The following is a 25,850-nucleotide window of genomic DNA, read 5'->3' as shown; positions in this document are numbered from 1 at the left end:
TAATCGGCTACAATAGGCTAACTACACGTTTACAAAATGGGTAAAGGAGAATATAATAAGCCTAAGAAATGTTGCATCAGGTAAACTTTTATGTGCTTGGCTAATTTTTAGGCGGGGAGGTAACAAGAATGATGGAACGCACCTATCCTTTGGGCACCGCCCAGCAAAAAGAAAGACATCTTCTCGCCGCCCGCTCCGCATTGCAAGGAAAAGGGAAGGGCTTGAAACGAATTCTTCCTTTCCTCGGACCCGCTTTTATTGCGGCTGTCGCTTATCTCGACCCTGGAAACTTCGCTACCAATATTACGGCAGGCTCAAAGTACGGTTATCTCCTGCTCTGGGTTATCGCAGCCTCCAACTTGATGGCTGTTCTGATTCAATCGTTGTCCGCCAAGCTCGGCATCGCGACCGGCCACAATTTGCCTGAGGTTGCCCGCGCGCGCTTTCCTAAGAGAGCTTCGTTCTTTCTATGGATTCAAAGCGAACTGGTCATCATGGCGACCGACCTGGCGGAATTTCTCGGGGCGGCGCTAGGCCTGTATCTTCTGTTCGACATTCCGATGCTGCCCGCGGCGCTGATCACGGCGGCAGGTTCCTTCGCCATACTTGAGCTTCAACGGCGGGGATATCGTTCTCTTGAAGCGGGAATCGCCGCCATGATTCTGGTAGTTGTGCTGGCGTTCGCTTTTCAAGTCATCATGGCTAAGCCGGATATGGGCGACGTGTTCCACGGAATCGTGACACCAAGCTTTCAGGGCGTTGACAGCGTGTTGCTGGCGGCAGGCATTCTTGGAGCTACCGTTATGCCGCACGCGATCTATTTGCATTCCTCGCTAACCCAGAACCGGATTGTGGGCAAAGACGACGAGGAGAAGAAGAAAATTTTCAAGCTGGAGTTCATCGATATACTGATTGCGATGTTTATTGCGGGCGCGGTAAATATGGCGATGGTGATCGTTTCGGCAGCGGCCTTTTTCAAGAACGGTCTTGCTGTAGAGGACCTGGAAGTGGCTTATCACCAATTCGGCCAGCTGGTTGGACCCGTTACGGCTGTTTCCTTTGGTCTCGGTCTGCTGATTGCCGGGCTTTCCAGCGCTTCCGTCGGCACTATGGCAGGAGATGTCGTCATGCAGGGATTTATCAACAGAAGAATCAATCTGTATCTCCGCCGCGCGATTACAACCATTCCGCCTCTTGCGATCATATTGTCGGGCGTTGATCCGACGCATGCGCTTGTAATGAGCCAGGTTATTCTTTCTTTCGGCATTGCGTTCGCGCTGATTCCGTTAATTATCTTTACCAGCGACCGCAAGCTGATGGGCGGGCTCGTCAACCGCAGAATTACCTCCGCGCTCGGCTGGGTCATTGCCAGTATCGTTGTAGCATTGAATTTGTTTCTGATTGCCGAGACGTTCATTGCTTAACATCGAAATTCGAACTGTTATTGAAAAAATATCGGGTGTTGTCCGTAAAGGGCGGCACCCGTTTTTTTGTTGCATTATTGCGTCGGCCATCTTCGTGCAAGGGGATGAAGGGGGCGGCTTATTCGTCTATTCAGTCTGTGTTCAGCGTAACCGTGGCGTTTTCCTGCAAATCTGCAGGTTTGTCAGGCGAATTTTGCGTAGGAAGAAGTAAAGGCTGCGAATATGCAGCCTTTAGAGCAATGCGCGCCGCATCGGGAGAAAGGAGGTGGAAATGCCTGCACTTTTGCAGGAATTGGGTTTGTGAGGAAGATTTCCACGGAAAAAGATGTATAAAAGCAGGAATCTCCGCAATCCACCAACTTTCCCCGCTGCCGACCGCCTTGCCTTTGAGATGAACTGGTAGCCCGCTTAATCGGCATTCACTTAATTCACATCCGCCTCAAGCTTCATCAGCTGCCTTCCTAATGACTTTAGGGGAATCGGCGCTTCAATCCGGATTGTACTATAACTCTAAACCCTGCCACCTTGTGAGAGTCAATAGATTTCTGGAAATTCTTATAAAAGCCTGGCGCGCTGTACATTAGCCGTTTCCCGCATGCGCCGTCCCCCATACTATGCAGGTATAAGGGAGGAGTGATCTTGTGGAAGCCTATTACAATTGTTTGAGATGCAAAGGGAGAAAAGTCCGCATTATGACGAGAGATGGCAAAGAGTACAGAGGTACGATAAAAGATGTGGATATGCACAATGTCTACCTGGAGCCCGAAAGAGGCGGCGTTAGAACCTCGGGCTACTATCCCTATCCTTATCCGTATGGGTATGTGAACCCAATTATCACGCTGAGCCTGTTCACTTTGCTTGCCATTGCGCTGATTTGACATGACGGACGGAGCTCTCCTCACTAGGCTGAGGAGGGCTTTTTATTTTGCTTATCATCGAGTGCTCTTAATCGTAGGTTAAGGAAAGAGCAGTAAAATGAAGTAGAATATTGAGAGAAATCACATTTATTGAAGCGGAAACGAAAGGACAGCGTATGCACAAAATACTTCTGATCGAAGACGAGAAAAATTTGGCGCGCTTCATTGAATTGGAGCTACAGCATGCGGGCTACGCGGTTACTGTCGCCTATGAGGGGAAGAAAGGACTTGAACGGGCTCTGGAGGAGGAGTGGGATATGGTACTGCTTGACCTTATGCTGCCGGGACTTAACGGACTGGCGGTGTGCACCCACATTCGGACAGCCAAGGAAACGCCGATCATTATGATTACGGCGAGAGACGGACTGGCGGATAAAGTGGCGGGACTTGACAGCGGGGCGGACGATTATATTTCGAAGCCTTTTGATATCGAAGAGCTGCTGGCCCGGATGCGGTCCCTGCTTCGCCGCTCCGGCAATGCGAGCCAGTCCCGGATACTGCGCTGCGCCGATCTGGAGCTGGACGTTGAAGGACGGACGGTTTCAAAGAACGGGACGGCAATCGATTTGACGAAGCGGGAGTTCGAGATTTTGCAGGTATTGATGGAGAACTTGGGACGAGCTATGACACGCGAGATGCTGTTGGAAGCCATCTGGGGATACGATTCCGAGGTGGACAGCAAAGCGGTCGATGTATATATCAGCTATATTCGGAACAAAATCGACGAGCCGGGAAGACCGAGCTTGATTCAGACGCTGCGCGGCCTCGGCTATGTGATGCGGAAATGAACAGGCTGAGACACGGGCTGGCCCGGCTGTCGATCCGCTGGAAAATGACATTTTGGGCGGCCGCTTTGATGTGCATCCTGTTTCTTGCCTACAACGCCATTCAATATATTGTCATCAACAACTGGATGTTCGGCCGGACAGAAAGCGCCGCTCTGAAGAGCGCGGAAGAAATCCGCAGCTATTTCGAAATCGAAAAGGTGACGGAGGAGTCCGTCGGAAGCATTGGGCCGTTCATTGACAGCCTCAACTCGAGCAATCAGATGATCCGGATATTAAACAGGGGGGGCAATCCCGTCCTGACCGTCTCCGACAGACTGCCGGAAGATTGGATAGCGCCGCAGAGGTCAGACAGCACCGTATCCTATACCGCGTGGCACGGCGATGACCATCTGCTGGTGATCCGCAGACCCGTTGATTCGGCGTCCTTTGCAGGGACTATTGAAATCGTGAACAATCTGGAGAGCTCGGACAAGCTTAGCAAAATGTTGTTGGCCGTCATGCTGGCGGGATTTCTCGTTGCCTTCCTGCTGAGCGGACTGGGCGGAGTTTTTCTGTCCCGCAAGCTGCTGGGTCCGATCCGCGAGCTGACGGTGACGATGAATAACATCAAGCGCAAGGGTCTTCAGGAGCGGGTGGCCGTTCCCAACGGCAAAGATGAGCTCGGTAACCTGGCCAATGTCTTTAACGAATTGATGAACCAGCTGGAGCAGGCGTTTCATAACCAGCAGCAGTTTGTTGCGGATGCGTCTCACGAGCTCAGAACGCCGATCTCCATTATCGAGGGACATATCTCTCTGCTTCATCGTTGGGGCAAGAACAATCCGGATATTTTGGAGGAGTCGCTTCAGGTATCAGTACAGGAGCTTGGGCGGCTCAAGGGAATCGTCAACGAATTACTGGAGCTTACACGCGTGGAAGCCTTGCGGAGCGACGGCGAAGTCTGCGCAACGCTGGCGATTGAAGCGGTTAACTATGCCGTGAGGAATTTCGAGCTGCTGCACCCTGAATTCACTTTTCAATGCGAGCTTGAATCCGCCGAAGGAGCCGAGGTCAACATCAAGCATCATCATCTGGAGCAGGTTCTGCTCATCGTGCTGGACAATGCTGTCAAATATTCCATGGAGCACAAAGAAATATTCATTTCGGCCGCCATTGACGGCGGAAGCGTCCAAATTGCGGTCAGGGACCGTGGCATCGGGATTCCGGAAGAAGATCTGCCGCATGTGTTCCAGCGCTTTTACAGAGCGGACAAATCGAGAAGCCGGGAGCAGGGAGGCACAGGTCTGGGCCTTGCCATCGCGGAGCGGCTCATGCGGGGATACGGCGGCGCGATCGCCATCGCAAGCAAGCCGGGCGAAGGAACAACGGTGACGCTTAATCTCCCCCTTTTGGCGCACTGAATAGTAACGGCTTGGCTCTTCTCTAATAGAGAATGGACCAAGCCGTTTTTTTGCACACAGCCGTTTAGCATGGTGAATAATAGCGCTGAGAGTTCATCTACTTACGTTTTTTTGCCTCCGCTATAAGCGAACACGCTGCCGAACCGTCCACGGTAGACCGGCTCGCCGAAGGCTTTTCGCCAGCCCTCGAACAGCCGGGTGGAAGCGGTGTTGCGGACGATGATGTATTCGGGCTTGTCATAGTCCGCAATATCCGGCAGAACGTCGGAGAAACCGTACATCGACCGCTCGAACGCGGTCCAGCCGTAAGCGCCGAGCGATTCGCGGGTAATGAAAGGGTCCTGCCTGCCGTCGCACAGGACATCGCCTCCCCGGTACATCACATAGCCGGATGATCCATAGGGAGCCAGCACTTTCGGACGCGCGGTTCCCGTATGGTATTTTAAAATATAGGCCATTTCGTCAACCGGATAGCTGCGCTCGTTCACTGTGGGAGGGGAAGCGAAATTGACGATGCAGTTGACCAACAGTCCGGCGGCAAGCGCGGTACGGATCATCCATGGCTTTAACCGGATATCGACCTTTCGCATCCAGGGAAAAGCTTCAAAGAACGCCCCGGCGAAATACGGAATGAACAGCCACATGAACAGGTTCTGCTTGAAGTTGGACACGCCGAGATACAGAATCCCCAGCATCAGAAAGAACCGGAACGGTTTCCGGTACAGCGAGAAGGGCAGAGTCAGGGCAAAAAACAGCAGCAGGAGCGTCATGGCCGACGTATCCCATTTGCCGAACGCAATCGGCTGCCATTCGTTGATCAGCATGTTGAAGTTGTTCCTGCTCACCGTCAAAATGTACAGCAAACTCTTGATGCCGCCCGGATTCGGAATCCCGGCGATCACCACCCCGGCAAAGGCGAGAAGGCGGCGCTTGTCCAGCTTTCGGGCGATCCAGGCTTCGAGAAAGGCCATTCCCGTGAACACGACAATAACGAGCCAGACGCCTGCATGGAAATTGGCAATTCCGAAAGAAAGGACGATCATGGCTGCGGCGGGTTTGACCACAGGCTGCATCTGGAATCTGCGTAAATACACAAAGAACCACACAATCATCCACGACGAAACCATCTGCGGTCTGCCCTTGAAATAATTGTAGTAAATCCAGACGGAAATCAGCAGCACAAAAGGCAGAAGGAGCGGATGATCCTCTCTGAAGCCCAGCTCTCTGCGCGAAATTTTGGCCATCTGCAGCAGCCCGAGAATTAACAGAAACAGACAGAATGCCGTCAGCAGGTAAACCCCGGGCCATCCGAATGTCATATACAGACCCGCAGCGACGATTTGAAACCCGAATTCATGCGGAATATAAGGAAGTTTGTCTCCGTAAAAAGTATGTATGGCGTGGTGAAGCACGGTATGGTGCTGAATCATATATTGCCCAAGCTCGATATGCCAGAAGGTATCCGGATCATTATAGGAATACTTCGGAAATAGAGACAGGATCACAGCCGCGACGAGCAGGCCGTAGACGGCTTGGAACCATTTTATTTTTGTAAGCAAAAGATTACCCCCAGTTCTCCGTATAAACAACAGCCGATCCTTGTATAACTATAACTGATAAAAGCTATAAGATGATACTAATTGACCTGCCTCACCTACTATGATAGGTTCTAAAGAGGGATACTTACATTGTGATAAAATTACTTGAAATTTATGATGAAAAGATGAGGCGGGTGTATGTTTTTGGAACTTCAAGTAACGAATAGTCCGTTTAATCAGGAGCAGGCGGAGCTGTTGAACCGTCTTCTGCCAACCCTTTCCGAAAGCCAACGGTTATGGCTCAGCGGTTATCTGACGGCCCTCGGGGCGGCGGTTCTTGCGCCTTCCGCAGTGGCTTCAGCGACAGCGAATGTACAGGCTGTGTCCGCGCCGGTAAACGCAGTGCCCAAGGAAGTAACCGTGCTCTTCGGATCGCAGACGGACAACGCTCGCGGACTGGCGAAGAAATTCGCTAAGAGACTGGAGGAGCTCGGATTCAAGGTCGTCCTGTCCGCGATGAGCGATTTCAAACCGAATGCGCTTAAGAAGGTCGAGAACCTTCTTATCCTGGTAAGCACCCACGGAGAAGGGGAACCGCCGGACAATGCTATTTCCTTCTATGAGTTCCTGCACAGCAAGCGGGCGCCAGAGCTGACTTCCCTAAGTTATTCCGTGCTGGCGCTTGGCGATATGTCATATGAATTTTACTGCAAGACAGGCAAGGATTTCGACAAGCGTCTGGAGGAGCTTGGCGGCAAGCGACTTGTGCCTCGCGCCGATTGCGACGTGGATTTCGAGGAACCAGCTTCGGAGTGGATGAATGCCGTTATTGCTTCTCTCGGAGAAGGAACCCCGGTTCAGGCTGCCGGAAGCGCCGGCGCTGCAATTGCGGAAACCGGGACTGAATCGGAATACTCGAGAAGCAATCCGTTCTACGCCGAAGTGCTGGAGAATCTGAATCTCAACGGGCGCGGCTCGGACCGTGAAACCCGCCATATCGAGCTTTCCCTTGAAGGCTCCAATCTGAAATACGAGCCGGGCGACAGTCTCGGACTGTATCCGGAGAATCATCCAAGGCTTGTCGATGAACTGATTCAGGCAGCGGGCTGGAAGCCGGAAGAGCCGATAACCGCTGGCAAAAACGGCGTGCTTCCGCTTCGCGAAGCTCTGCTCCGCCACTATGAAATCACGGTGCTGACCAAGCCGCTGCTGGAGCAGGCGGCAGGCCTTGCGCCCGAGAGCAGCCTTAAGGAACTGCTCGCGCCAGGACGCGAGCAGGAGCTTCGGGCTTATGCCGAAGACCGTGATTTGCTTGATCTGGTGCAGGATTATGGCTTGACCGGAATCCCGGCAGGCGATTTCGTGAAAATTCTGCGGAAGCTTCCCGCGCGTCTGTATTCCATTTCCAGCAGTCCGGAAGCCAATCCGGACGAGGTGCATATCACGGTCCGCGCGGTACGCTATGAATCCCAGGGAAGAGACCGCTACGGCGTCTGCTCCGTCCAACTGGCGGAACGGATTCAGCCGGGGGACAAGGTGCCGGTCTATATTCAGCATAATTCGAACTTCAAGCTTCCGGAGAACCCGGAAACGCCGGTGATCATGATCGGACCGGGAACGGGTGTCGCCCCGTTCCGCGCTTTTATTGGAGAACGCGAGGAGACCGGAGCGGAAGGCAAGACGTGGCTGTTCTACGGCGACCAGCATTTCTCCACGGATTTCCTGTACCAGGTCGAATGGCAGCGTTGGCTCAAAGAAGGCGTGCTGACCCGGCTCGACGTCGCTTTCTCCCGGGATACCGACAAGAAAGTATACGTCCAGCACCGCATGCTGGAGAAAGCCCGCGACCTGTACCTGTGGCTGCAGGAAGGCGCGGCGGTATACGTATGCGGCGACGAGAAGAGGATGGCGCATGACGTTCACACGGCGCTGGCCACGATTCTTGAGCAGGAGGGTGGCCTGAGTTCCGAGGAAGCCGCCGAATATTTGACCCTTATGCAGCAGCAAAAACGTTACCAGCGCGATGTATATTAAGCCCGCAACCAATCAATCGCCGAGAGGAGTAGAGCAACATGGCACTTTACGAAAAATATCCGCCTCATGACGCTCCCCACAGCGATGTGGAGGATATCAAGCGCAGAAGCAATTATTTGCGGGGAAGCCTGACGGAGACGTTGGCCGATCCGATTACGGGCTCCATTCCCGAGGACGATAACCGTCTCATGAAGCATCACGGCAGTTACATGCAGGATGACCGGGATCTTCGGAGCGAGCGGGCCAAGTCGAAATTGGAACCTGCTTACCAGTTCATGCTTCGTGTCCGAGCGGCCGGCGGCGTAGTTACGCCCAATCAATGGCTGATGATGGACCGGATTTCACATAAATACGGCAACGGCACCATCCGTCTGACGACCCGACAGTCTTTTCAGCTCCACGGCGTCATTAAATGGAATCTGAAAAAGACGATCCAGGAAGTCAATGAATCGCTGCTGACCACGCTTGCCGCCTGCGGCGACGTGAACCGCAACGTCATGTGCAATCCGAATCCCTATCAATCGGAGATTCACTCCGAGGTCTATGAGTTGGCGCGCAAGGTCAGCGATCATCTCGATCCGCGCTCGAAAGCGTACTATGAGATCTGGCTGGACGGGGAAAAGTTAACGGACAGCCAAGACGGCGCCGAACAGGAGCCGATTTACGGACCGGTCTATCTGCCGCGCAAGTTCAAGATCGGGATCGCCGTTCCCCCGTCCAACGATGTGGACGTGTTCTCCCAGGATCTGGGCTTTATCGCGATTATTGAAGACGGCCATCTGGCCGGCTTCAACGTAAGCGTCGGCGGCGGCATGGGCATGTCTCACGGCGACCCGAAAACGTATCCGCAAGTCTCCAAGGTGATCGGCTTCTGTACGCCGGATCAGCTTATCGAGGTCGCTGAGAAGACGGTCACCATCCAGCGGGATTACGGCGACCGCGCCATCCGCAAACATGCACGCTTCAAGTACACGCTTGATGACCGTGGGCTGGAATGGTTCAACGGTGAACTGACCGAGCGCCTGGGATGGGCGCTGCAGGAAGCGAGACCTTTCCATTTCGACCACAACGGCGACCGTTACGGCTGGGTTAAGGGAAGCGACGGCAAGTGGCATTTCACGCTCTTCATCCAAAACGGCCGGATCAAGGATGAGGAAGGCTATCCGCTGATGACGGGCCTGCGGGAAATCGCGAAGGTTCACACGGGCGACTTCCGTTTGACGGCGAATCAGAACCTGATCATCGGCGGCATCACGAGCCGCAATAAGAAGAAAATCGAAGGTCTGATCAAGGAGTACGGACTGACCGACGGCATTCAATACTCGGCGCTGCGCCGGAATTCGATGGCCTGCGTGGCGCTTCCGACCTGCGGACTGGCCATGGCTGAGTCCGAGCGCTATCTGCCGACACTGCTGGACAAGCTTGAACCAATGCTGGAAGAAGCAGGGCTTCGCGACGAGGATATCGTCATCCGCATGACCGGCTGCCCGAACAGCTGCGCCCGCCCGGCGCTGGCGGAGCTGTCGTTCATCGGCAAGGCTCCGGGCAAATACAACATGTATTTGGGCGGCGGCTTTACCGGCAACCGGCTGAACAAGCTGTACAAGGAGAACATTGGAGAAACCGAGATTCTGGAGACGCTGGGGCCGATTTTCAACCGTTACGCGAAAGAACGGGAGAGCGGCGAGCATTTCGGCGACTTCGTCATCCGTGCTGGTTATGTTCCTGAAGTGCTGGACGGCCGGAATTTCCATTCGTAATTTCGATTCTTAACGATGCAACTTTTTCAATTGAATATATAGTGACGAAGGGCTTCCGTACTGGAGGCCTTTTGTTTTTGTACGCCTTCAAACCTCAAAGGATAAAATTTGCGTAATGAAAAATGTGGCGGGAACCGCCGTTACTGGGTAATCACTAGTGTCAGCATTCATGCAAAGTTCCGGTTTTACATAATTACATGCAGCCCGACGGTCTACAAGGCCTGCGGAAGGAGATGGCACAAATGAAGTGGCAGGGCAGAAGAGGAAGCTCGAATGTGGAAGACCGCAGAGGCAAGGGAGGCAAAGCGGTGATCGGCGGGGGGCTTGGAGTTGGCGGGATTATCATCTATCTGATCATCACGCTGCTTGGCGGCAATCCGGGCGATCTGCTCGACAGCATCACGACGACCACATCCAGCACCCAAACGTCCGGCAATTACCAGCTGTCGCAGCAGGAGCAGGAACTTTCACAGTTTGTATCTGTCGTTCTCGCCGATACGGAGGATGTCTGGTCGGAGGTATTCAGGCAAGAAGGGCTTACGTATGAAAATCCGACGCTTGTCTTATATACGGACAGCGTGCAGTCCGCCTGCGGCACCTCAAGCTCGGCGGTGGGGCCGTTCTATTGTCCGGGCGACCATAAACTGTATATCGATTTAAGCTTTTATAACGAGCTGCAGACCCAGTTCCAGGCTCCCGGCGACTTTGCGATGGCATATGTAATCGCCCATGAGGTTGGACATCATGTGCAGACGCTGCTTGGCACAACGGAAAAATACGCTTCCCGGATGCAGCAGGACAATACTTATCAGGTCCGCTTCGAGCTGCAGGCCGATTATTTGGCCGGCGTCTGGGCGCATTACGCCCAGGACAAGAACTTGCTCGAAGCGGGCGACATCGATGAGGCCCTGAACGCGGCGAGCGCTGTGGGCGACGATACGCTCCAGGAGAAGGCGAGAGGCTACGCCGTTCCGGAAAGCTTCACACACGGCAGTTCGGAGCAGCGGAAAAGCTGGTTCAATAAAGGGTTTGAGTCAGGCACCATTGAGGGCGGAGATACCTTCAACGCGAGCTCGCTGTAGGGCTGCAAATCCGAGAACTTAAGGCAGAGCCTTTTCAAAAAAAAGCGCTTGGAGGTTTCGATCATCGAGGTTTGGGGTAATGATAATCAGGTGGGAAGTGGAAGGTATCAATTGTCGGCTGGAAAGACATTTGTGTGTAATTCCGAAAGGTAGTTGATTCATCCATGTACTATCTGAAAGGCAGAAGAAGATCTTTGCGAAGGTCCATTCTTCGTCGATGGATTTCAGGAAAATTACCCTAGCAAGAGGGTATTAGCATAGAACATTCACTTCTCACCATTAATGCTCTGCGGCATAGCCGCAGAGCTTGTTTTTTTATCCGGATTAAACCGTTTAACCTATCCCCGCCGATAGGCTTTTTTGTGGAAGGATTCAATATACCGAAAGAGCGAGCGGCCGTCGTCCGTGACCGGATCTCCGGGATTCAGCGGCAGCAGCATCGCCGTATACGGCTCCGGTACCCAAATATAAGTATGAACATAAACGGTTCGGACGAAGCCGCAGCGCTCCCAGAAATGAAACCGCTCGGCATGCGCGGCTGTATCTCCGGCCTCCACCTCAATGATAATCGATGAGACGCCGTGCTCCTTGACCGCCCAATCACGGATTTTGCCGAGGAACGTTCTCCCGATGCCCTGACCGCGCAAATCTGCACGTACTGCCATGTAGTCGATGATCAGTTTTTTGTCCGGCTGAGACCCGGCCAGTCCCGTTACCGCGATCGCCCCCGACTCCCCCTCGCACATCAAGACATGCATGGCAGCGATGCCCTTTTCCAGCATATTTCGCAGCAGCCCCTCCGGTTTAGCCCCGCTTGGAAAAGCTTCCCGGTAAATCGGCCCGATCATTGTCCAGTACTCATTGCTCCAATGCGTCAGTGTATTGAACACTCCCCCACTTAGCTAACACTTGAAGTGGGGGATTCTTGGGTAATCCCTTCAACTGAGAGGAATTCATATCGATATTTTCTCACGAAAAATCGTATACCAAGCGATCCCTGCGGTTCCCGCAGTTTTCCAAAGGAAAATCTGTACCGATCTTCCCACAGTTTTAAGATTTTTGCCTTAGCAATATTTAAAGGAAAGGTGGTATTGACATTTTAATAGCAAGGCTTTTGATGTTATGTGCGGCATTTTCATCTCGATCATGAAGGGTATGGCACGATGGACATTCCCATTGCCGCACAGACAATTTCTTTACTTCGGAATGAATATAGCCGCATACATGACACCTTTGGCTCGTTGGGGCGAACGTGTCGGCAACCTTCACCGTACGTCCATACCATTCCGCTTTATACGAAAGCTGACGTTCAAATTCACTCCAGGACGCATCGGCGATGGATTTGGCCAGCCTGTGGTTTTTGAGCATGTTCGCCACTCTCAGATTTTCGATGCTGATCGTTTGGTTTTCACGAATCAGCTTCGTGGTGAGTTGATGCAAAAAATCATGGCGGCTGCCCACGATCTTTTCATGGATTTGGGCAACCTTCTGTTTGGCTTTCTGCCAATTGGAGCCCCCTTGGTTACGGCGAGCCATGCGGCGTTGCCAAAATGCAAGTTTTTGTTCATATTTGCGAAACACTTTGGGATTGGGAACCCGCACCTTATCAGAGCAGACCGCAAATTCCTTGAGTCCAAGGTCAACGCCAATCTCCTTATCGGTCTGCGGCAGAGGTTTCATTTCCACTTCGCAGAGGAGGGATACAAAATACTTGCCTGCCGCATTCCGCCGCAGGGTAGCAGAAAGAATGCGACCTTCACACGCTCTGGAGTTGGCAAAGCGAAGCCACCTAAGCTTCGGAAGTTTAAGTCGTTTCCGTCGATAGCAATGTTGTCATTGGTGTATTTAGTGGTGTAGCTTTGCACAGGATGCTTTCGGCTTTTGAAGCGTGGAGCCTGATTTTGTTTCTTGAAGAAACGTTCAAAGCTGTCTGCCACGTTTCGCACCGCCGATTGCAAAGCGATGCTATCTACCGATTTCAACCATTCAAATTGCTGTTTGAGTGCAGGAAGCTGTGTGGCACAGGTGTTATAGGACAACCCTTTGCCTGTTGCGGCATAGGTTTCGTTCCATTTGACTAAGAAATGTTTGAAGACAAAGCGGCAACAGCCAAACATTTGATGTATGAGTTGCCGTTGTTCCGGATTGGGATAGATGCGATATTTATAAGCTTTATGCACCAACATGCACACAACCTCCTTTCGTGTAAGACATTTCTATTATAGCACATATGTTCGCGTTAGAGCGAAAAAACCGCCGATTCATCTCCTCCCTATAGAGGAAGGAGTCTTCTCGGCTTTGTAAGATAAATTCCTGTTTCACGTTGTGCGCCTCCGGCTTCAATCTAGTTGACCGTATTCACCGCATAAAATATGATCTATCTATATCATAAGGCTTTTTTGGAAGGAGGCCTAATTTTGGAACAGGCGATCGTCGATATTTTTAACAGCAGCCATGCGGAGAGAGCCGCAGCCAAATACGGGATAACGGGCATGAATTTAACCTTTATCGGCGGATTTCAAAATTTCGTCTACGAATATCGGCAAGGCGACAGGCCCTGCATTTTGCGGCTGACTCCAAGCACACATCGCTCCGCTCAGGCGGTTCAGGCCGAACTGGAATGGATTTTGTACTTGGCGGACCACGGAATACCCGTGTCCAGACCGATTCTTTCCGAGAGTGGATATTGGATGGAAGTAATCGACACGGATACGGAACTATTTTTCACAGCGGCAGCCTTCGAGAAAGCCCCCGGATACAAAGCAAGTTACCCAAGATATCGCCGTCCAGCTATATTATCTCGTTTATGTATATGGCGGTGAAGAAGGGTACAAGCTCAGAGAAGAGCAGGCGCGCCGCTTTATGAAGCTCTTTTTAAAAGGATATCATCTGGAAAATGAACTGGACGAGAGCCGGCTGAAGCAGATCCCCTTATTTTTACGGCTCAGGGAATTGATCGTCTACATTGGCGCTTTTCGGAATTTTGCCGGGGATGAAACGTTCAGCGGCTCGGACAACCAATGGTTTAAGGATTGGATAGCGGAGAGCAGAGTCCGGCTGGAGAGCGGCACGCCGATTGTCGATATTTGGTGAACCATCACACGAACGAGGGCGGGGGAGAAGATAATGTACGAATCAATAATCTTTGATATTGACGGAACTTTGATCGACACCGAAGAAGCGGTGATTAAAGGGTTGCAAAAAATGCTTGAAACCGACTACGGCAGAGTGGTGGAGAGGGAGCGGCTTATATTCGCATTAGGCATTCCCGGCAGGGATTCGCTGCCTCAGTTGGGGATAGAAGATGTGAAGCGGGCGCATGACCGGTGGAATCATTTTATCCATGAGTTCTTCGAAACGGTCAAAGTATTTGACGGGATTGCCGACCTGCTTGAAGGGCTGAAGAACAAAAAGGCGACGGCCGGGGTCGTGACCTCAAAGACGTCTCAGGAAGTGATCGACGATTTCAACCCGTTCGGCCTTACGGATTACATGGACTATACCGTATGTTCAAGCGATACGAAAAAGCACAAGCCGAATCCCGAGCCGCTGCTGAAATATCTCGAAATTTCGGGTGCCGATCCCAAAAAATCGATTTATATCGGTGACACCATCTATGACTACCAATGTGCCAGAGACGCGGGAATCGACTTCGGTCTTGCGCTGTGGGGCTGCATCAATCAGGAGAACATCGACGCCAAGTATAAATTCGAAAAACCTACGGACATCCTTGAAGTCGTCGAAACCTTAAAATAAATCAAAACGGACCTATAAGGAGGTAGCGCATGAGTAAATTTTGGAGTGAAACGGTAAAGGGAATTACACCCTATGTACCCGGAGAACAGCCGGGAGCCAAGAAGGTAATCAAGCTGAACACGAACGAGAACCCCTACCCGCCGCCTGCGCAGGTGCTGGATGCCATGAAAGCAGCTGTAACCGGACGGCTGAAGCTGTATCCCGACCCGGAATGTGTAGGACTGCGGAAAGCCGCCGCCGATTACTATGGTCTGCCGATAGAGAATATATTTGCCGGCAATGGCTCGGACGAAATTTTGGCTTTTTGCTTCAAGGCTTTTTTCAACCCGGGTGAGACCATTCTATTCCCCGATATTACTTACAGCTTCTATGAAGTGTATGCCAGGCTGTTCGATATCTCCTACCAAAAAATCCCGCTGGACGAGCATTTCGACATCCCGCTTGAGCCTTTCTTTGGACCGAACGGCGGCATCCTGCTCGCCAATCCGAACGCGCCAACCGGCAAATTCACCTCTGTGGACAGCATTCGGCAAATTCTTGTACATAACCAAGATAAGGTCGTCATCATTGACGAAGCGTATATCGATTTCGGCGGAGAGTCCTGCGTACCTTTAATTCCAGATCATCCGAATCTTCTCGTCGTCCATACGTTTTCCAAGTCCCGTTCGCTCGCCGGGCTGCGTGTCGGACTGGCAATGGGGCAGAGCGAATTGATCGAAGGCTTGAACCGGGTGAAGAACAGCATCAATTCCTACACTTTGGATGCCATTGCCCAGGTGGGCGGAGAGCAGTCCCTTCGGGATAAGGAAACGTTTGAGCTTAATGTGCGCCGGATTATCAAGACCCGGGAATATACGGTCAAGGCGCTGAAAGACTTGGGGTTCGAAGTGATAGACTCGCGGGCGAATTTTATTTTTGTCACCCATCCCGCTATTCCGGCAGTGGAGCTGTTCGATGCGCTCAGGCAGCAGGATATTATCGTCCGCTATTTTGCCAAGCCGAGGATCGACAATTATTTACGAGTGAGTATCGGGACGGATGAGGAAATGGAAGCTCTGTGCCGGGCGCTGGAAGGGATTTTGAGGGAAAAATAAACCTGTGATCGGCCGAATATCCGCTGCCGCTTATTCATATAGTCTGATTATAACTGTATAAGCAGCTCGCTTGTGGTTCCCATTTGAAGGGAGGAGCCGGATGAAACGGTCAAATAGGAGAAGAGGTTGTACTGCCCATATATAACAGTCGAATTAGGGGCTATGCCTGGAAAATCGCTTCCCGGGCATAGCCTCTTTTTGTCTTTTTCCTCAGTAAGCGTGAAGGAGGAATTCCGGTGATACAACTCGATGGTGACAGCCTGACGCTGAAACAAGTCGCCGGCGCGATTTTCTCCGGAGACAAGGTGAAGATCAGCGATGAGGCCCGGGTCAAAGTCAACCAATCCAGAGCGATTATCGACGCTATTGTGAAGCAGGGACGAAGCGTTTACGGGGTAACGACAGGTTTCGGAAAATTCAGCGATACCGTCATTTCGGCCAAAGACGCGGAGAAGCTGCAGCTCAACCTGATCCGCAGCCACGCCTGCGCCGTCGGCGAGCTGCTGCCGCCGGATACGGTCCGAACGATGCTGCTGCTGAGAGCCAATGCGCTGGCCAAGGGCTACTCTGGCATTACGGCGGACGCGCTGCAGCTGCTCATCGATATGCTGAATGCAGGGATAACTCCGGTCATTCCCTCCCAAGGATCGCTTGGGGCAAGCGGCGATTTGGCGCCGCTCTCGCATTTGGCTCTCGTGCTTGTGGGGGAAGGAGAGGCGCTGGTTCAGGGAGAGCGGTTATCCGGTTCCGAAGCACTGCGCCGGGTCGGACTGAAGCCGATCAAGCTGAAAGCCAAGGAAGGGCTGGCGTTAATCAACGGCACCCAGGCGATGACGGCGATTGGAGTCATGGCCTATCTGGAAGCCGATTGTCTTGCCGCCCTTGCGGACAGCGTTGCGGCGCTAACGCTTGAAGCTTTGAGAGGGATAACGGATGTCTTCGCGCCCGATTCCCATTTGGCTAGGCCTTATCCGGAGCAGCGGCTTGTGGCCGGACGCATTCTTGAAATGCTGAAGGGCAGCTCGCTTACGACCGCGCAGGGAGAATTCCGCACACAGGACGCCTATTCCCTGCGATGCATTCCCCAGGTGCACGGCGCTGTTCAGCAAGTGCTCACCTATGTGAGGGAGAAGCTGCTGATCGAGATCAATTCGGCCACGGATAACCCGCTGGTGTTCCCGGATACCGGGCAGGTTATTTCAGGCGGCAACTTTCACGGCCAGCCCATTGCCTTTGCGATGGATTTCCTTGGTATTGGCATGGCCGAAATCGCCAGCATCTCCGAGCGCCGGATTGAACGGCTCGTTAATCCGCAGCTGAACGATTTGCCGGCTTTCCTGAGCCCCGATCCGGGATTGCAGTCCGGAATGATGATTGCGCAATACGTCGCCGCCTCTCTGGTCTCGGAGAACAAGACGCTGGCGCATCCTTCCAGCGTGGATTCCATTCCCTCATCCGCGAATCAGGAAGATCATGTGAGCATGGGAGCGACGGCGGCGCGGCATGCGGCCATCATTGTCGACAACGGCTACAAGGTGCTTGCGATTGAAGCGATTTGCGCGGCTCAGGCCGCAGAAATAAGGGGGGCCGAACGGCTAGCTCCGGCTACCCGCAAGCTGCTGCACCAGATTCGTTCGGTCGTGCCTCCGCTGACGGAAGACCGGTCCATGAGCGGAGATATCGAGCGGCTGGCGCGCAGTATGAAGACGCAGGATTGGGGTATGGAAGGAGGATTTTGAATGTCTGAACAAGAGCGCATTGTCCGCGCTCCTCGGGGCCGGCAATTGAACACCAAAGGCTGGGTGCAGGAGGCCGTTCTGCGGATGCTGATGAATAATCTGGACCCTGATGTGGCGGAGCATCCCGATAAGCTCGTTGTATACGGCGGCATCGGCCGGGCGGCGCGGAGCTGGGATGCGTTTGACCGGATCGTTGCTTCTCTTAAGGAGCTTGAGGAAGACGAGACGCTGCTGATTCAGTCGGGCAAACCCGTGGCAATTTTTAAGACGACAAAAGACTCGCCCCGTGTATTGCTGGCCAACTCCAATCTGGTTCCGGCATGGGCCAACTGGGATACCTTTCATGAACTCGATAAAAAAGGACTTATGATGTACGGCCAAATGACCGCGGGCAGTTGGATTTATATCGGCACGCAGGGGATACTCCAGGGAACCTATGAAACCTTTGCGGAATGCGCAAGGCAGCATTTCGGAGGCACCTTGAAGGGCACGATTACGGTAACGGCCGGCATGGGCGGCATGGGAGGAGCCCAGCCGCTCGCTGTTACGATGAATGATGGCGTCGTAATCGGCATAGACGTAGACCAGACCCGCATTATAAAAAGAATCGGAGCCCGCTATTGCGACCGGCTTGCGCGCGACCTTGACGAAGCGCTTGCCTTGGCCGCCGAAGCGAAGGCGCAGAAACGGCCGCTTTCCATCGGTCTGGTAGGCAATGCCGCTGAGGTGCTGCCGGAAATGATCCGCCGGGGCTTTATTCCCGACATCGTTACCGACCAGACTTCGGCCCACGATCCGCTTAACGGCTATTTGCCGGCAGGTTTGACGCCGGAAGAAGGGAGGGCGCTGCGGAACAATAACCCGGAGCTGTATATCGGGCAAGCCAAAGCTTCCATGGCCGTTCATGTGAGGGCCATGCTCGAAATGAGACGGCAGGGGGCTGTCGCCTTCGATTATGGCAATAACATCCGCCAGGTTGCCTTCGATGAAGGCGTTAAGGACGCCTTTGCTTTCCCGGGATTCGTCCCGGCTTATATCCGGCCGCAATTTTGCGAGGGAAAAGGGCCTTTCCGTTGGGTGGCACTGTCAGGCGACCCGGAAGATATTTACAAGACCGATGAAGTGATTTTACGCGAATTCGCGGGCAACGAAGGGCTGTGCCAATGGATTCGGATGGCGCGGGAGAAGGTAGAGTTTCAGGGGCTGCCCGCCCGCATCTGCTGGCTCGGTTACGGCGAGCGCGCCCGCTTCGGACAGATCATCAACGGGATGGTGGCTTCCGGAGAACTCCGCGCCCCGATTGTGATCGGCCGCGATCATCTGGACGCCGGGTCGGTGGCCTCCCCCAACCGGGAGACCGAGAGCATGAAGGACGGCAGCGACGCCGTGGCCGACTGGCCGATCCTGAATGCCCTCGTCAATACCGCCGCCGGAGCGAGCTGGGTGTCGGTGCATCACGGCGGCGGGGTGGGCATGGGATATTCGCTGCATGCGGGGATGGTTGTCGTTGCGGACGGAACGGAGGACGCCGGCAGGCGGCTTGAACGCGTACTGACCACCGATCCAGGTATGGGCGTCGTGCGCCATGCGGATGCCGGTTATGAGCTTGCCGTGGAGACCGCGAAGAACAAGGGAATCAGAATCCCGGGACTGCAGTAAAGGAGGCCGGAAAATGGGGAAATTGACATACGTAAAATCCGCTTCCCAGCTCATTTGCATGGATACAGGACACGGACCGAGAACGGGCAAGGGCATGTCGATGCTGGGAGTCATTGCGGACGGAAGCGTTGTGATCGAAGACGGAATCATTGTCTTTGCCGGTTCGGACGCGCTGGCTGCACAATTTGTTAGCTCCAGACAGGGCGAGGTTGAAGTGATTGACGCCTCCGGCAAGGTCGTTGCGCCGGGACTTGTCGATCCCCATACTCATGTGGTTTATGCCGGCAGCCGGGAAAATGAGCTGGAACTGCGTCTTCAAGGGGAAAAATATACCGACATTCTGAAGAGGGGCGGCGGCATTTTGAATACGGCGTGGAGCACAAGAGAGGCCTCCGAAGAGGAACTGATCGAGGAATCCTTGGCCCGGCTTGATCGTTTCCTTCTCCACGGCGTAACCACGATTGAGGCCAAGAGCGGCTATGGGCTGACCGTGAACGATGAACTGAAGCAGCTTCGGGCCGCGCGGGCGCTTGACGGCCGCCATCCCATCGATGTTATTTCGACATTCATGGGCGCTCATGCGGTTCCCGAAGAGTATAAGCATGAGCCTGACATTTATGTCGATCTCGTCATCAACGAAATGCTCCCGGTAGTCGCGGAGCACAGGCTGGCCGAGTACTGCGATGTGTTCTGTGAACGGGGGGTCTTCGATATCGCCCAATCCAAGAGGATTCTGGAGGCGGCCGGAAGACTGGGCTTCAAGCTGAAAATACACGCTGATGAAATTGCGGAAAATTTCGGAGGCGCGGAGCTTGCCGCGAAGCTGGGCGCCGTTTCGGCCGAGCATTTGCTGAAGGCTTCGGAGGAAGGGATTCGCGCGCTGGCAAAGAGCGGCACAATTGCTGTGCTGCTTCCCGGAACGGCTTTGTTCCTGATGGAACGGGCAGCCGACGCCAGAAGAATGATCGATGAGGGAGTTGCCGTCGCTCTGTCCACCGATTGCAATCCGGGTACCTCCCCGACCGTTTCCATGCCCTTTGTTATGAACGCGGCGTGTCTGACGATGAGGATGAATCCGGCAGAGGTATTGACGGCAAGTACGATTAACGCGGCTTTTGCAATCGGCAGAGGCGAAGAAATCGGCAGTATCGAGACCGGAAAGCGGGGCGATCTGCTCTTGTTCGATGTTCCAAATTATCGCCAGCTTCAATATTATTACGGAATGAATCTGGTGCATACGGTTGTCAAGAATGGAAGAACGGTTGTAAAAGGGGGAGTCCTCGTTGATCGATACGAGCCTGCGGATTAACCGGGACAGATTGGAGCGCAGCATTCATGAATTGGCTGTCTATGGGCGGAACGGGCAGGGAGGGCTGGACCGGACCGCCTTTACTCCCGCCGAACTGGAGGCGAGGGTTTGGATTAGGGCAGCTCTCGCCGACGGGGGCTTCGGCGTAAGGGTGGACGGGGCGGCCAACATTTGGGGAAGAAGAGACGGCGATCATCTGGAGCTTCCGGCCATCGTCTGCGGGTCGCATATCGATACCGTTCCGAATGGCGGCAAATATGACGGAGCGCTCGGGGTATTAATGGCGCTTGAGATATTAAGGACGTTGAACGACAAGGGGATCCTCACGCGGCATCCCTTCGAATTGGTTTCGTTCAGCGCGGAGGAGCCGAATCCGTTCGGGCTGTCCACCTTCGGCAGCCGGGCCGTTACGGGTAAGCTTACGCTGGAACAAATCAAAGGAGCGAAGAATGTGGAGGGGAAGCGGCTGACGGAAGCTTTGGAAGAGGCTGGAGGAAGCCTGATAGGTCTGGGGCATGGGCCGCTTTCGAAGGAGGAGGTCGGCGTCTTCGTGGAAGTGCATATCGAACAGGGTAAGCGGCTGATCGGCCGAAGCGTCCCGGTCGGCGTCGTTACGGCGATTACCGGCATTTACCGGGAGGAGGTCACGGTGCGCGGGGAAGCCAACCATGCGGGAACAACGCTCATGGAAGACCGCTGCGATGCGCTGACTGCGGCCGCTGAGATGATTCTCGCTGCCGAGGACATCTGCCGAACGTTCCCTGCCGCCGAAGTTGTCGGAACCGTCGGGCAGCTCAGGCTCCTGCCGAACGCTCCGAACATCATTCCGGCGGAAGTCAGTTTTCTGGCGGAGTTCCGCGGGGAGACCGAGGCGCAGCTTCAAGCTGTTGTAAACGAATGGAGTGACCGGCTCCAATTATTGGGATTGCGGCGGCGTGCCGCGGTGACCCGCAAGCTCATTCTGAACCAGGCCCCGTCGCCTATGGACCGGACCGTCATCGAAGCGATGGAAAGAATGGCCGGCATGCTTGAAATCCCCTCGCTGCGCCTGGGGAGCATGGCCGGCCATGACGCCGCTCATCTTGCTTCCGTTACCCGTAGCGGAATGCTCTTCGTTCCCAGCATTGATGGAAAAAGCCACTGTCCGGAAGAGGAGAGCCGCATGGATGACATCGAGCATGCGGCCAATGTGCTGCTGTATACGCTGCTTGATCTGGATATCATCTTGGACGCGAAAGGATGAGGGCGTTGAAGCAGCTGTTTAAGGCGGACCGCGTGTATGAAGGCGGCCAGTTCCGGCAGAACTGGGCAATCCTCATCGAAGATGGCACAATCATTGAGACGGGAGAACAAACCGTGCTGGAACGGAAATACACGCAAACGCCGACGGTCGATTGGACGGGGAAGGCTATCCTACCAGGCACGGTCAACGCCCACAACCATTCCTTCCAAAGCCTGCTGCGGGGAATCGCGGCGGATCGGCCTTTTTTAGAATGGAGAGATCAGGCCTTGTACAAATACACCCCGCTCCTGGATGAGGAAGCGATATACACCGGCGCTCTGTTTGCCTTTGGCGAAATGCTCAAATATGGCGTAACGACGGTCAGCGATTTCTTCTATGTGCATGACGGCGGGAACGCCAGGGACGAAGCCGTAATCCGGGCGGCCAAGGATCTGGGGATCAGGCTCGTTTTGGCGCGGACGATGTATGACTGGAACGGAGCGCCCGCAAGCTACCGGGAAACGGTGCCGGATGCGGTGAAGCGTACCCGGGAGCTGGCTGTAAAATATCAGGGCGATCCTATGGTGACCGTTCATCCCGCGCCCCACAGCCCTCACGCGGCTTCGCCCGAGATGATTCAGGCTGGTCACAAGCTTGCAGCGGAGCTGGGTACGCCTTTTCATATTCATGTGGCGGAGGAGCCGTTTGAAGTGGAAGAGACGCTTGCGAAATATGGGCTACGGACGGTTCATTATTTGGATAAACTGGGCGTTGTCGATGAGCGGATGATTGCGATCCATCTGGTATGGCTGGAGGATTCGGAGATCCGGCTGCTTGGAGACAAACGCGCAGGTTTGGCTTATTGTCCATCCAGCAATATGTTTTTATCGGACGGCGTCACGAACATTCCCGGTCTGCTCGCGGCGGGGGTGCGGGTTTCGCTGGGAACGGACGGTGCGTGCAGCAACAACCGGATCAGCGTGTTTGAAGAAATGAGAATGTGCTCCCTGCTCCAGAAAGTAACCCGGCTGGACGGTACGTGCATCAACGCGGGGCAGGTCTTTCATATGGGCACCCAAGCGGGCGGCGAGCTGCTGCGGCTTCCGGTCGGCCAGATCTCTCCTGGGTATTATGCTGACTTCGTATCTGTAGACCTGAACGATCTTTCTCTGTTGCCCGCTGCCGAGCTGTTTAACAATATCGTTTATTCCCTTCAGCCAACCGCGATCAGGGATGTGGTGGTTGACGGTAAAATCGTGGTGGGGGACGGCCGGCTGCTTACGGTGCAGGAATCGGTGATTGTCCGGAAGATCAATGCACTATTAAGTAAATGGGAGTAAATAAGTAAATGGGAGTGAAAATGGTAGCCGATAGTCCGCAGCTGCTGCGATCCACGTTTTTCGACGAACGAACTGGAATTTCTCCTCTTAATCTTGCGGGATGCACCACCCGTGCCTTGACAAATTGGAAATTATTCGCTTGGAGACGCTCATCCGGCGGTGACGAACACGAATGAACGGCTGCCGTCCTTATAAGGACACCGCAGCCGTTTCTTCTTGTATAAATAATGGTTTTTAAGTTCTTTTTAAGAAAAATGGAGTATACTGATTGTTTAGAAAAGATAAGGAGAGGGTAAGGGTGCGTCATTTTATACCCGGCAAACGGCTGGGAATCATGCTGCTGTCATTTTTAATTGGCGGATTTATTCTTAACTTTATTATGCAGGCCGCTTCGTTTGGGATGGATGCCCTAAGCGTTCTGAATTGGATATCGCAGTTCTACTGGCTCTATGTGTTCGGTAGCCTGTTCTTTTTCTTTGTGCTGCTCGCCTTTGCGGCGGTTATTCCGAACGTGTATGCGGGTTCCTTGCTCGCCTTTATAGCATGTGCCATTCTGGGCATCGCCGATTACAAGAAGCTTACCACGACCGGGGAACCGCTGTTCCCGTGGGATTTGATGCTGGTCAAGAACGCTCAGGAGATGAGCAAGATTACCAAGGGAATGATTTCGCCGCTTGTGCTTGTCCTGGCTGTTGTTCTTATTGCGGGATTGATCTATCTTCTGTGCAAGCTGCCAAAGGTCAGAATGGGACTGGCGCTGCGGGCGGTGTTTACCGTTCTATCGGCTGCCGTGATTACCGGATTTATCATGATGGTCGACGGCCATTCGACGCTTGCGACCTCTATCCATTATCAGAACATTTACTGGAACCAAAAAGTGAACTATACTCAGAACGGTTTTTTGTTCGCTTTTACAGGTAATCTGAAGCAAAATTTGATGGACAAGCCGGATAATTACAGCAAGGAAGCCATTGCTCAAATCGCTAAAAAATACAGCGCGCTTCCGGACGGCAGCACTTCCGCTGCACCGGCGGAGAGTCCCAACATTATGTACATGATGGACGAGGCCTTCTTTGATCCGACCAGGCTTCCATCTTTGACATTCAGCGAAGACCCTTTGAAGTTCATCCATCAGGCCGATAAAAATACACCGTCCGGCTATATGCTATCACCCGAGTTTGGGGGCAATACGGCCAATATCGAATTTGAGGCGCTGACGGGATTGTCGATGTATTTTCTGAAAGACGGCTCCATTCCATACCAGCAGCGTATCGTGAAAATGTCCTCGCTGCCCTCGATCGTCAGCATTCTGAAAGACCGGGGATACCGGGCGCTCGCGGTCCATCCGTTCGATGAAACGTTCTACAATAGGAACAAGGTTTATCCGGTTCTCGGTTTTGATCAATTCACTACCCAGAAAGAGATGACAAACGCCGAGCGAATTACGCCGGACGGGTACATTTCCGATATGGCTGCTGTGAAAGAGGCTGTTCGCGAACTGGATAGCTCCGAGCAGCCGACATTCCTGCACCTAGTTACGATGCAGAATCATTTTCCGTTCGTCAAAGGCTCGAATGGACCGAACACGATTACGGTTAACGGGGTAAAGCCGGAACGGAAGGACGAGCTTGAAACGTATGTCCAGGATACGAAGCTGACTGACGAGGCGCTCGCCTATCTGGCCCAGGAACTGAAGTCGCTCAAGCGGCCTACGGTTGTCGTATTCTGGGGCGACCATCTTCCGGCGCTGTCGGCAGACATCTATACGCAGGCCGGCTGGGACACCAATCCCAGACTGAAGCATGAAACGAAGCTGATGGTTATGGCCAATTTCGATATCGGAAAGCAGCCTTTGGGCACACTCAGTCCCGCTTTCATCGGTCCGACGGTCTTTCAGCTATCGGGGCAGAAGATGCCGGCCTACTACAAGCTGCTGGAAAAGGTAAAAGCCGAGCTTCCCGGATTAAGCAAAAGTGTGCTGATCGGGTCCTCCGGCGTTGTCACCGGGTTGACCGCGGAGCAGCAGGACCTGTTGGACGATTACCGGTTGGTGGAGTTCGACATGCTTGAGGGAGACAATTACTCGCAGGATTTGTTGTATTAATAAGTGAACTCAGCAAAAAAACGGATGCGGCCCACACGGGCTTGGCATCCGTTTCTATTTACAGAATTTATCTCTGCTTATGCAAACCCCGTTACTGGATGCGGCACATACGGCTCTTCCAGCCTCCGGATTTCCTCTTCGGTCAGCCGGATTTCCAGAGCCGCCGCCGCATCCTCCAAATGATGCGGCTTGGTCGCTCCGATAATAGGTGCGGTTACCGGCTTCTTCTGGAGCACCCAGGTTATGGTCGATAATCGAATCCGTGCTGCAAGTCTCAAATCTAGTTTAGCCGGGCTCAGGAGCTGGCGCAAATGTTTGAACGAATTCCTGATCATTTCCCGTTTTTGGCTTGCTTCATAATCCGAATATCTGCCGGCGCTGCCTCATATTTTGGTTTATGGGGGAACGTAGCAATTGTCCTTGGGAGAGGAAAACCGTCCGAACAGCCATCCTTTAAAGGGAATGGAGGCGGACGTAATGAGTCTGGAACAGCTCATTTCATTGCTCGTTCTTGTCGTTATGATTATAGAATTGGCTCTTGGCAAGAAAAATTCATAACGATGCAGCCCATTATTGCGGCCCGCGGCTTTGCGGGCTTTTCTTGTTGGGGTAACCCGAATTAGCATTAATACAAAGTATGATCAAGAAAAAAGCGCATATCCTGCTTTTGGGAAATTAGGTATC

General features: G+C 53.5%; 20 protein-coding genes and 2 pseudogenes. 18 read left to right on the top strand and 4 right to left on the bottom strand.

Going from position 1 to position 25,850, the window contains the following annotated elements:
• The first annotated feature begins 128 nt into the window (after positions 1–128).
• The 4 genes from PUR_RS14120 (at position 129) to PUR_RS14105 (ending at position 4,529) form a co-directional block, all read left to right on the top strand.
• Entirely contained in the window at positions 129–1,424 is a 1,296-nt protein-coding gene (locus PUR_RS14120) for an Nramp family divalent metal transporter (protein WP_232101506.1), read from the top strand.
• 641 nt (positions 1,425–2,065) lie between these two features.
• On the top strand, positions 2,066–2,302 hold the full coding sequence (locus tag PUR_RS14115) for an LSM domain-containing protein (RefSeq protein ID WP_179035795.1): 237 nt from the start codon (positions 2,066–2,068) through the stop codon (positions 2,300–2,302).
• Positions 2,303–2,457: 155 nt separating this feature from the next.
• Complete coding sequence (locus PUR_RS14110; protein WP_179035794.1) at positions 2,458–3,129, top strand: response regulator transcription factor; 672 nt, start codon at positions 2,458–2,460, stop codon at positions 3,127–3,129.
• A complete protein-coding gene (locus PUR_RS14105; protein ID WP_179035793.1) occupies positions 3,126–4,529 on the top strand; it encodes a sensor histidine kinase in 1,404 nt (467 codons plus the stop codon). The genes PUR_RS14110 and PUR_RS14105 overlap by 4 nt, the downstream gene beginning before the upstream one ends.
• A 101-nt stretch (positions 4,530–4,630) precedes the next feature.
• Here the strand turns inward: PUR_RS14105 and PUR_RS14100 are convergent, their stop codons facing one another.
• The gene (locus tag PUR_RS14100) at positions 4,631–6,088 is read right to left on the bottom strand and encodes a hypothetical protein (protein ID WP_179035792.1); all 1,458 of its coding nucleotides are present in this window, start codon (positions 6,086–6,088) and stop codon (positions 4,631–4,633) included.
• Positions 6,089–6,271: 183 nt separating this feature from the next.
• Here PUR_RS14100 and PUR_RS14095 point away from each other — a divergent pair, with 183 nt between their 5' ends.
• From PUR_RS14095 to ypfJ, 3 genes are all read left to right on the top strand, one after another.
• On the top strand, positions 6,272–8,101 hold the full coding sequence (locus tag PUR_RS14095; RefSeq protein WP_179037915.1) for an assimilatory sulfite reductase (NADPH) flavoprotein subunit: 1,830 nt from the start codon (positions 6,272–6,274) through the stop codon (positions 8,099–8,101).
• A gap of 38 nt (positions 8,102–8,139) precedes the next feature.
• Positions 8,140–9,861, top strand: a complete 1,722-nt coding sequence (gene cysI / locus PUR_RS14090) for an assimilatory sulfite reductase (NADPH) hemoprotein subunit (RefSeq protein ID WP_179035791.1) — start codon at positions 8,140–8,142, stop codon at positions 9,859–9,861.
• 242 nt (positions 9,862–10,103) lie between these two features.
• On the top strand, positions 10,104–10,943 hold the full coding sequence (ypfJ, locus tag PUR_RS14085) for a KPN_02809 family neutral zinc metallopeptidase (RefSeq protein ID WP_179035790.1): 840 nt from the start codon (positions 10,104–10,106) through the stop codon (positions 10,941–10,943).
• A 338-nt stretch (positions 10,944–11,281) separates the two neighbouring features.
• Here the strand turns inward: ypfJ and PUR_RS14080 are convergent, their stop codons facing one another.
• Together PUR_RS14080 and tnpB are read right to left on the bottom strand one after the other, a co-directional pair.
• Entirely contained in the window at positions 11,282–11,833 is a 552-nt protein-coding gene (locus PUR_RS14080; RefSeq protein ID WP_232101505.1) for a GNAT family N-acetyltransferase, read from the bottom strand.
• Between the two features lie 184 nt (positions 11,834–12,017).
• Positions 12,018–13,129 (bottom strand): annotated as a pseudogene (gene tnpB, locus PUR_RS14075) (IS200/IS605 family element RNA-guided endonuclease TnpB).
• A gap of 231 nt (positions 13,130–13,360) precedes the next feature.
• On the opposite strand from tnpB, the gene PUR_RS14070 reads away from it, so the two are divergent.
• The 10 genes from PUR_RS14070 to PUR_RS14025 all read left to right on the top strand — a co-directional run bounded on the left by PUR_RS14070 (position 13,361) and on the right by PUR_RS14025 (position 25,166).
• Positions 13,361–13,765, top strand: a complete 405-nt coding sequence (locus PUR_RS14070; RefSeq protein ID WP_179035788.1) for a phosphotransferase — start codon at positions 13,361–13,363, stop codon at positions 13,763–13,765.
• Between the two features lie 40 nt (positions 13,766–13,805).
• Positions 13,806–14,036, top strand: a complete 231-nt coding sequence (locus PUR_RS14065; protein WP_179035787.1) for a hypothetical protein — start codon at positions 13,806–13,808, stop codon at positions 14,034–14,036.
• A gap of 33 nt (positions 14,037–14,069) precedes the next feature.
• A complete protein-coding gene (locus PUR_RS14060) occupies positions 14,070–14,699 on the top strand; it encodes an HAD family hydrolase (protein ID WP_179035786.1) in 630 nt (209 codons plus the stop codon).
• Between the two features lie 29 nt (positions 14,700–14,728).
• Positions 14,729–15,793, top strand: a complete 1,065-nt coding sequence (hisC, locus tag PUR_RS14055; protein ID WP_179035785.1) for a histidinol-phosphate transaminase — start codon at positions 14,729–14,731, stop codon at positions 15,791–15,793.
• Positions 15,794–16,029: 236 nt separating this feature from the next.
• Positions 16,030–17,532 (top strand): histidine ammonia-lyase, encoded by a 1,503-nt coding sequence (gene hutH, locus PUR_RS14050; RefSeq protein WP_179035784.1) that lies wholly within the window; start codon positions 16,030–16,032, stop codon positions 17,530–17,532.
• Complete coding sequence (gene hutU / locus PUR_RS14045) at positions 17,533–19,191, top strand: urocanate hydratase (protein WP_179035783.1); 1,659 nt, start codon at positions 17,533–17,535, stop codon at positions 19,189–19,191.
• Between the two features lie 13 nt (positions 19,192–19,204).
• Positions 19,205–20,500 (top strand): imidazolonepropionase, encoded by a 1,296-nt coding sequence (gene hutI, locus PUR_RS14040; RefSeq protein ID WP_179035782.1) that lies wholly within the window; start codon positions 19,205–19,207, stop codon positions 20,498–20,500.
• Entirely contained in the window at positions 20,475–21,743 is a 1,269-nt protein-coding gene (locus PUR_RS14035) for a Zn-dependent hydrolase (RefSeq protein WP_179035781.1), read from the top strand. Before hutI ends, PUR_RS14035 begins: the two co-directional genes overlap by 26 nt.
• A 5-nt stretch (positions 21,744–21,748) precedes the next feature.
• Entirely contained in the window at positions 21,749–23,062 is a 1,314-nt protein-coding gene (locus tag PUR_RS14030; protein WP_197970089.1) for an amidohydrolase family protein, read from the top strand.
• 298 nt (positions 23,063–23,360) lie between these two features.
• Positions 23,361–25,166 (top strand): LTA synthase family protein, encoded by a 1,806-nt coding sequence (locus tag PUR_RS14025; RefSeq protein WP_179035779.1) that lies wholly within the window; start codon positions 23,361–23,363, stop codon positions 25,164–25,166.
• Between the two features lie 77 nt (positions 25,167–25,243).
• Here PUR_RS14025 and PUR_RS14020 read toward each other — a convergent pair.
• Positions 25,244–25,411: pseudogene (locus PUR_RS14020) on the bottom strand (aldo/keto reductase); the annotation flags it as partial.
• Positions 25,412–25,477: 66 nt separating this feature from the next.
• Here PUR_RS14020 and PUR_RS14015 point away from each other — a divergent pair.
• Positions 25,478–25,789, top strand: coding sequence for a hypothetical protein (locus PUR_RS14015; protein WP_179035778.1), 312 nt, complete (start codon positions 25,478–25,480; stop codon positions 25,787–25,789).
• Positions 25,790–25,850 lie beyond the last annotated feature (61 nt).

The organism is Paenibacillus sp. URB8-2 (genome assembly GCF_013393385.1).
Taxonomy (GTDB): Bacteria; Bacillota; Bacilli; order Paenibacillales; family Paenibacillaceae; genus Paenibacillus_AQ.
The sequence above is the reverse complement of the archived record's forward strand: the minus strand, read 5'-3'. Positions and strand labels throughout refer to the sequence as shown.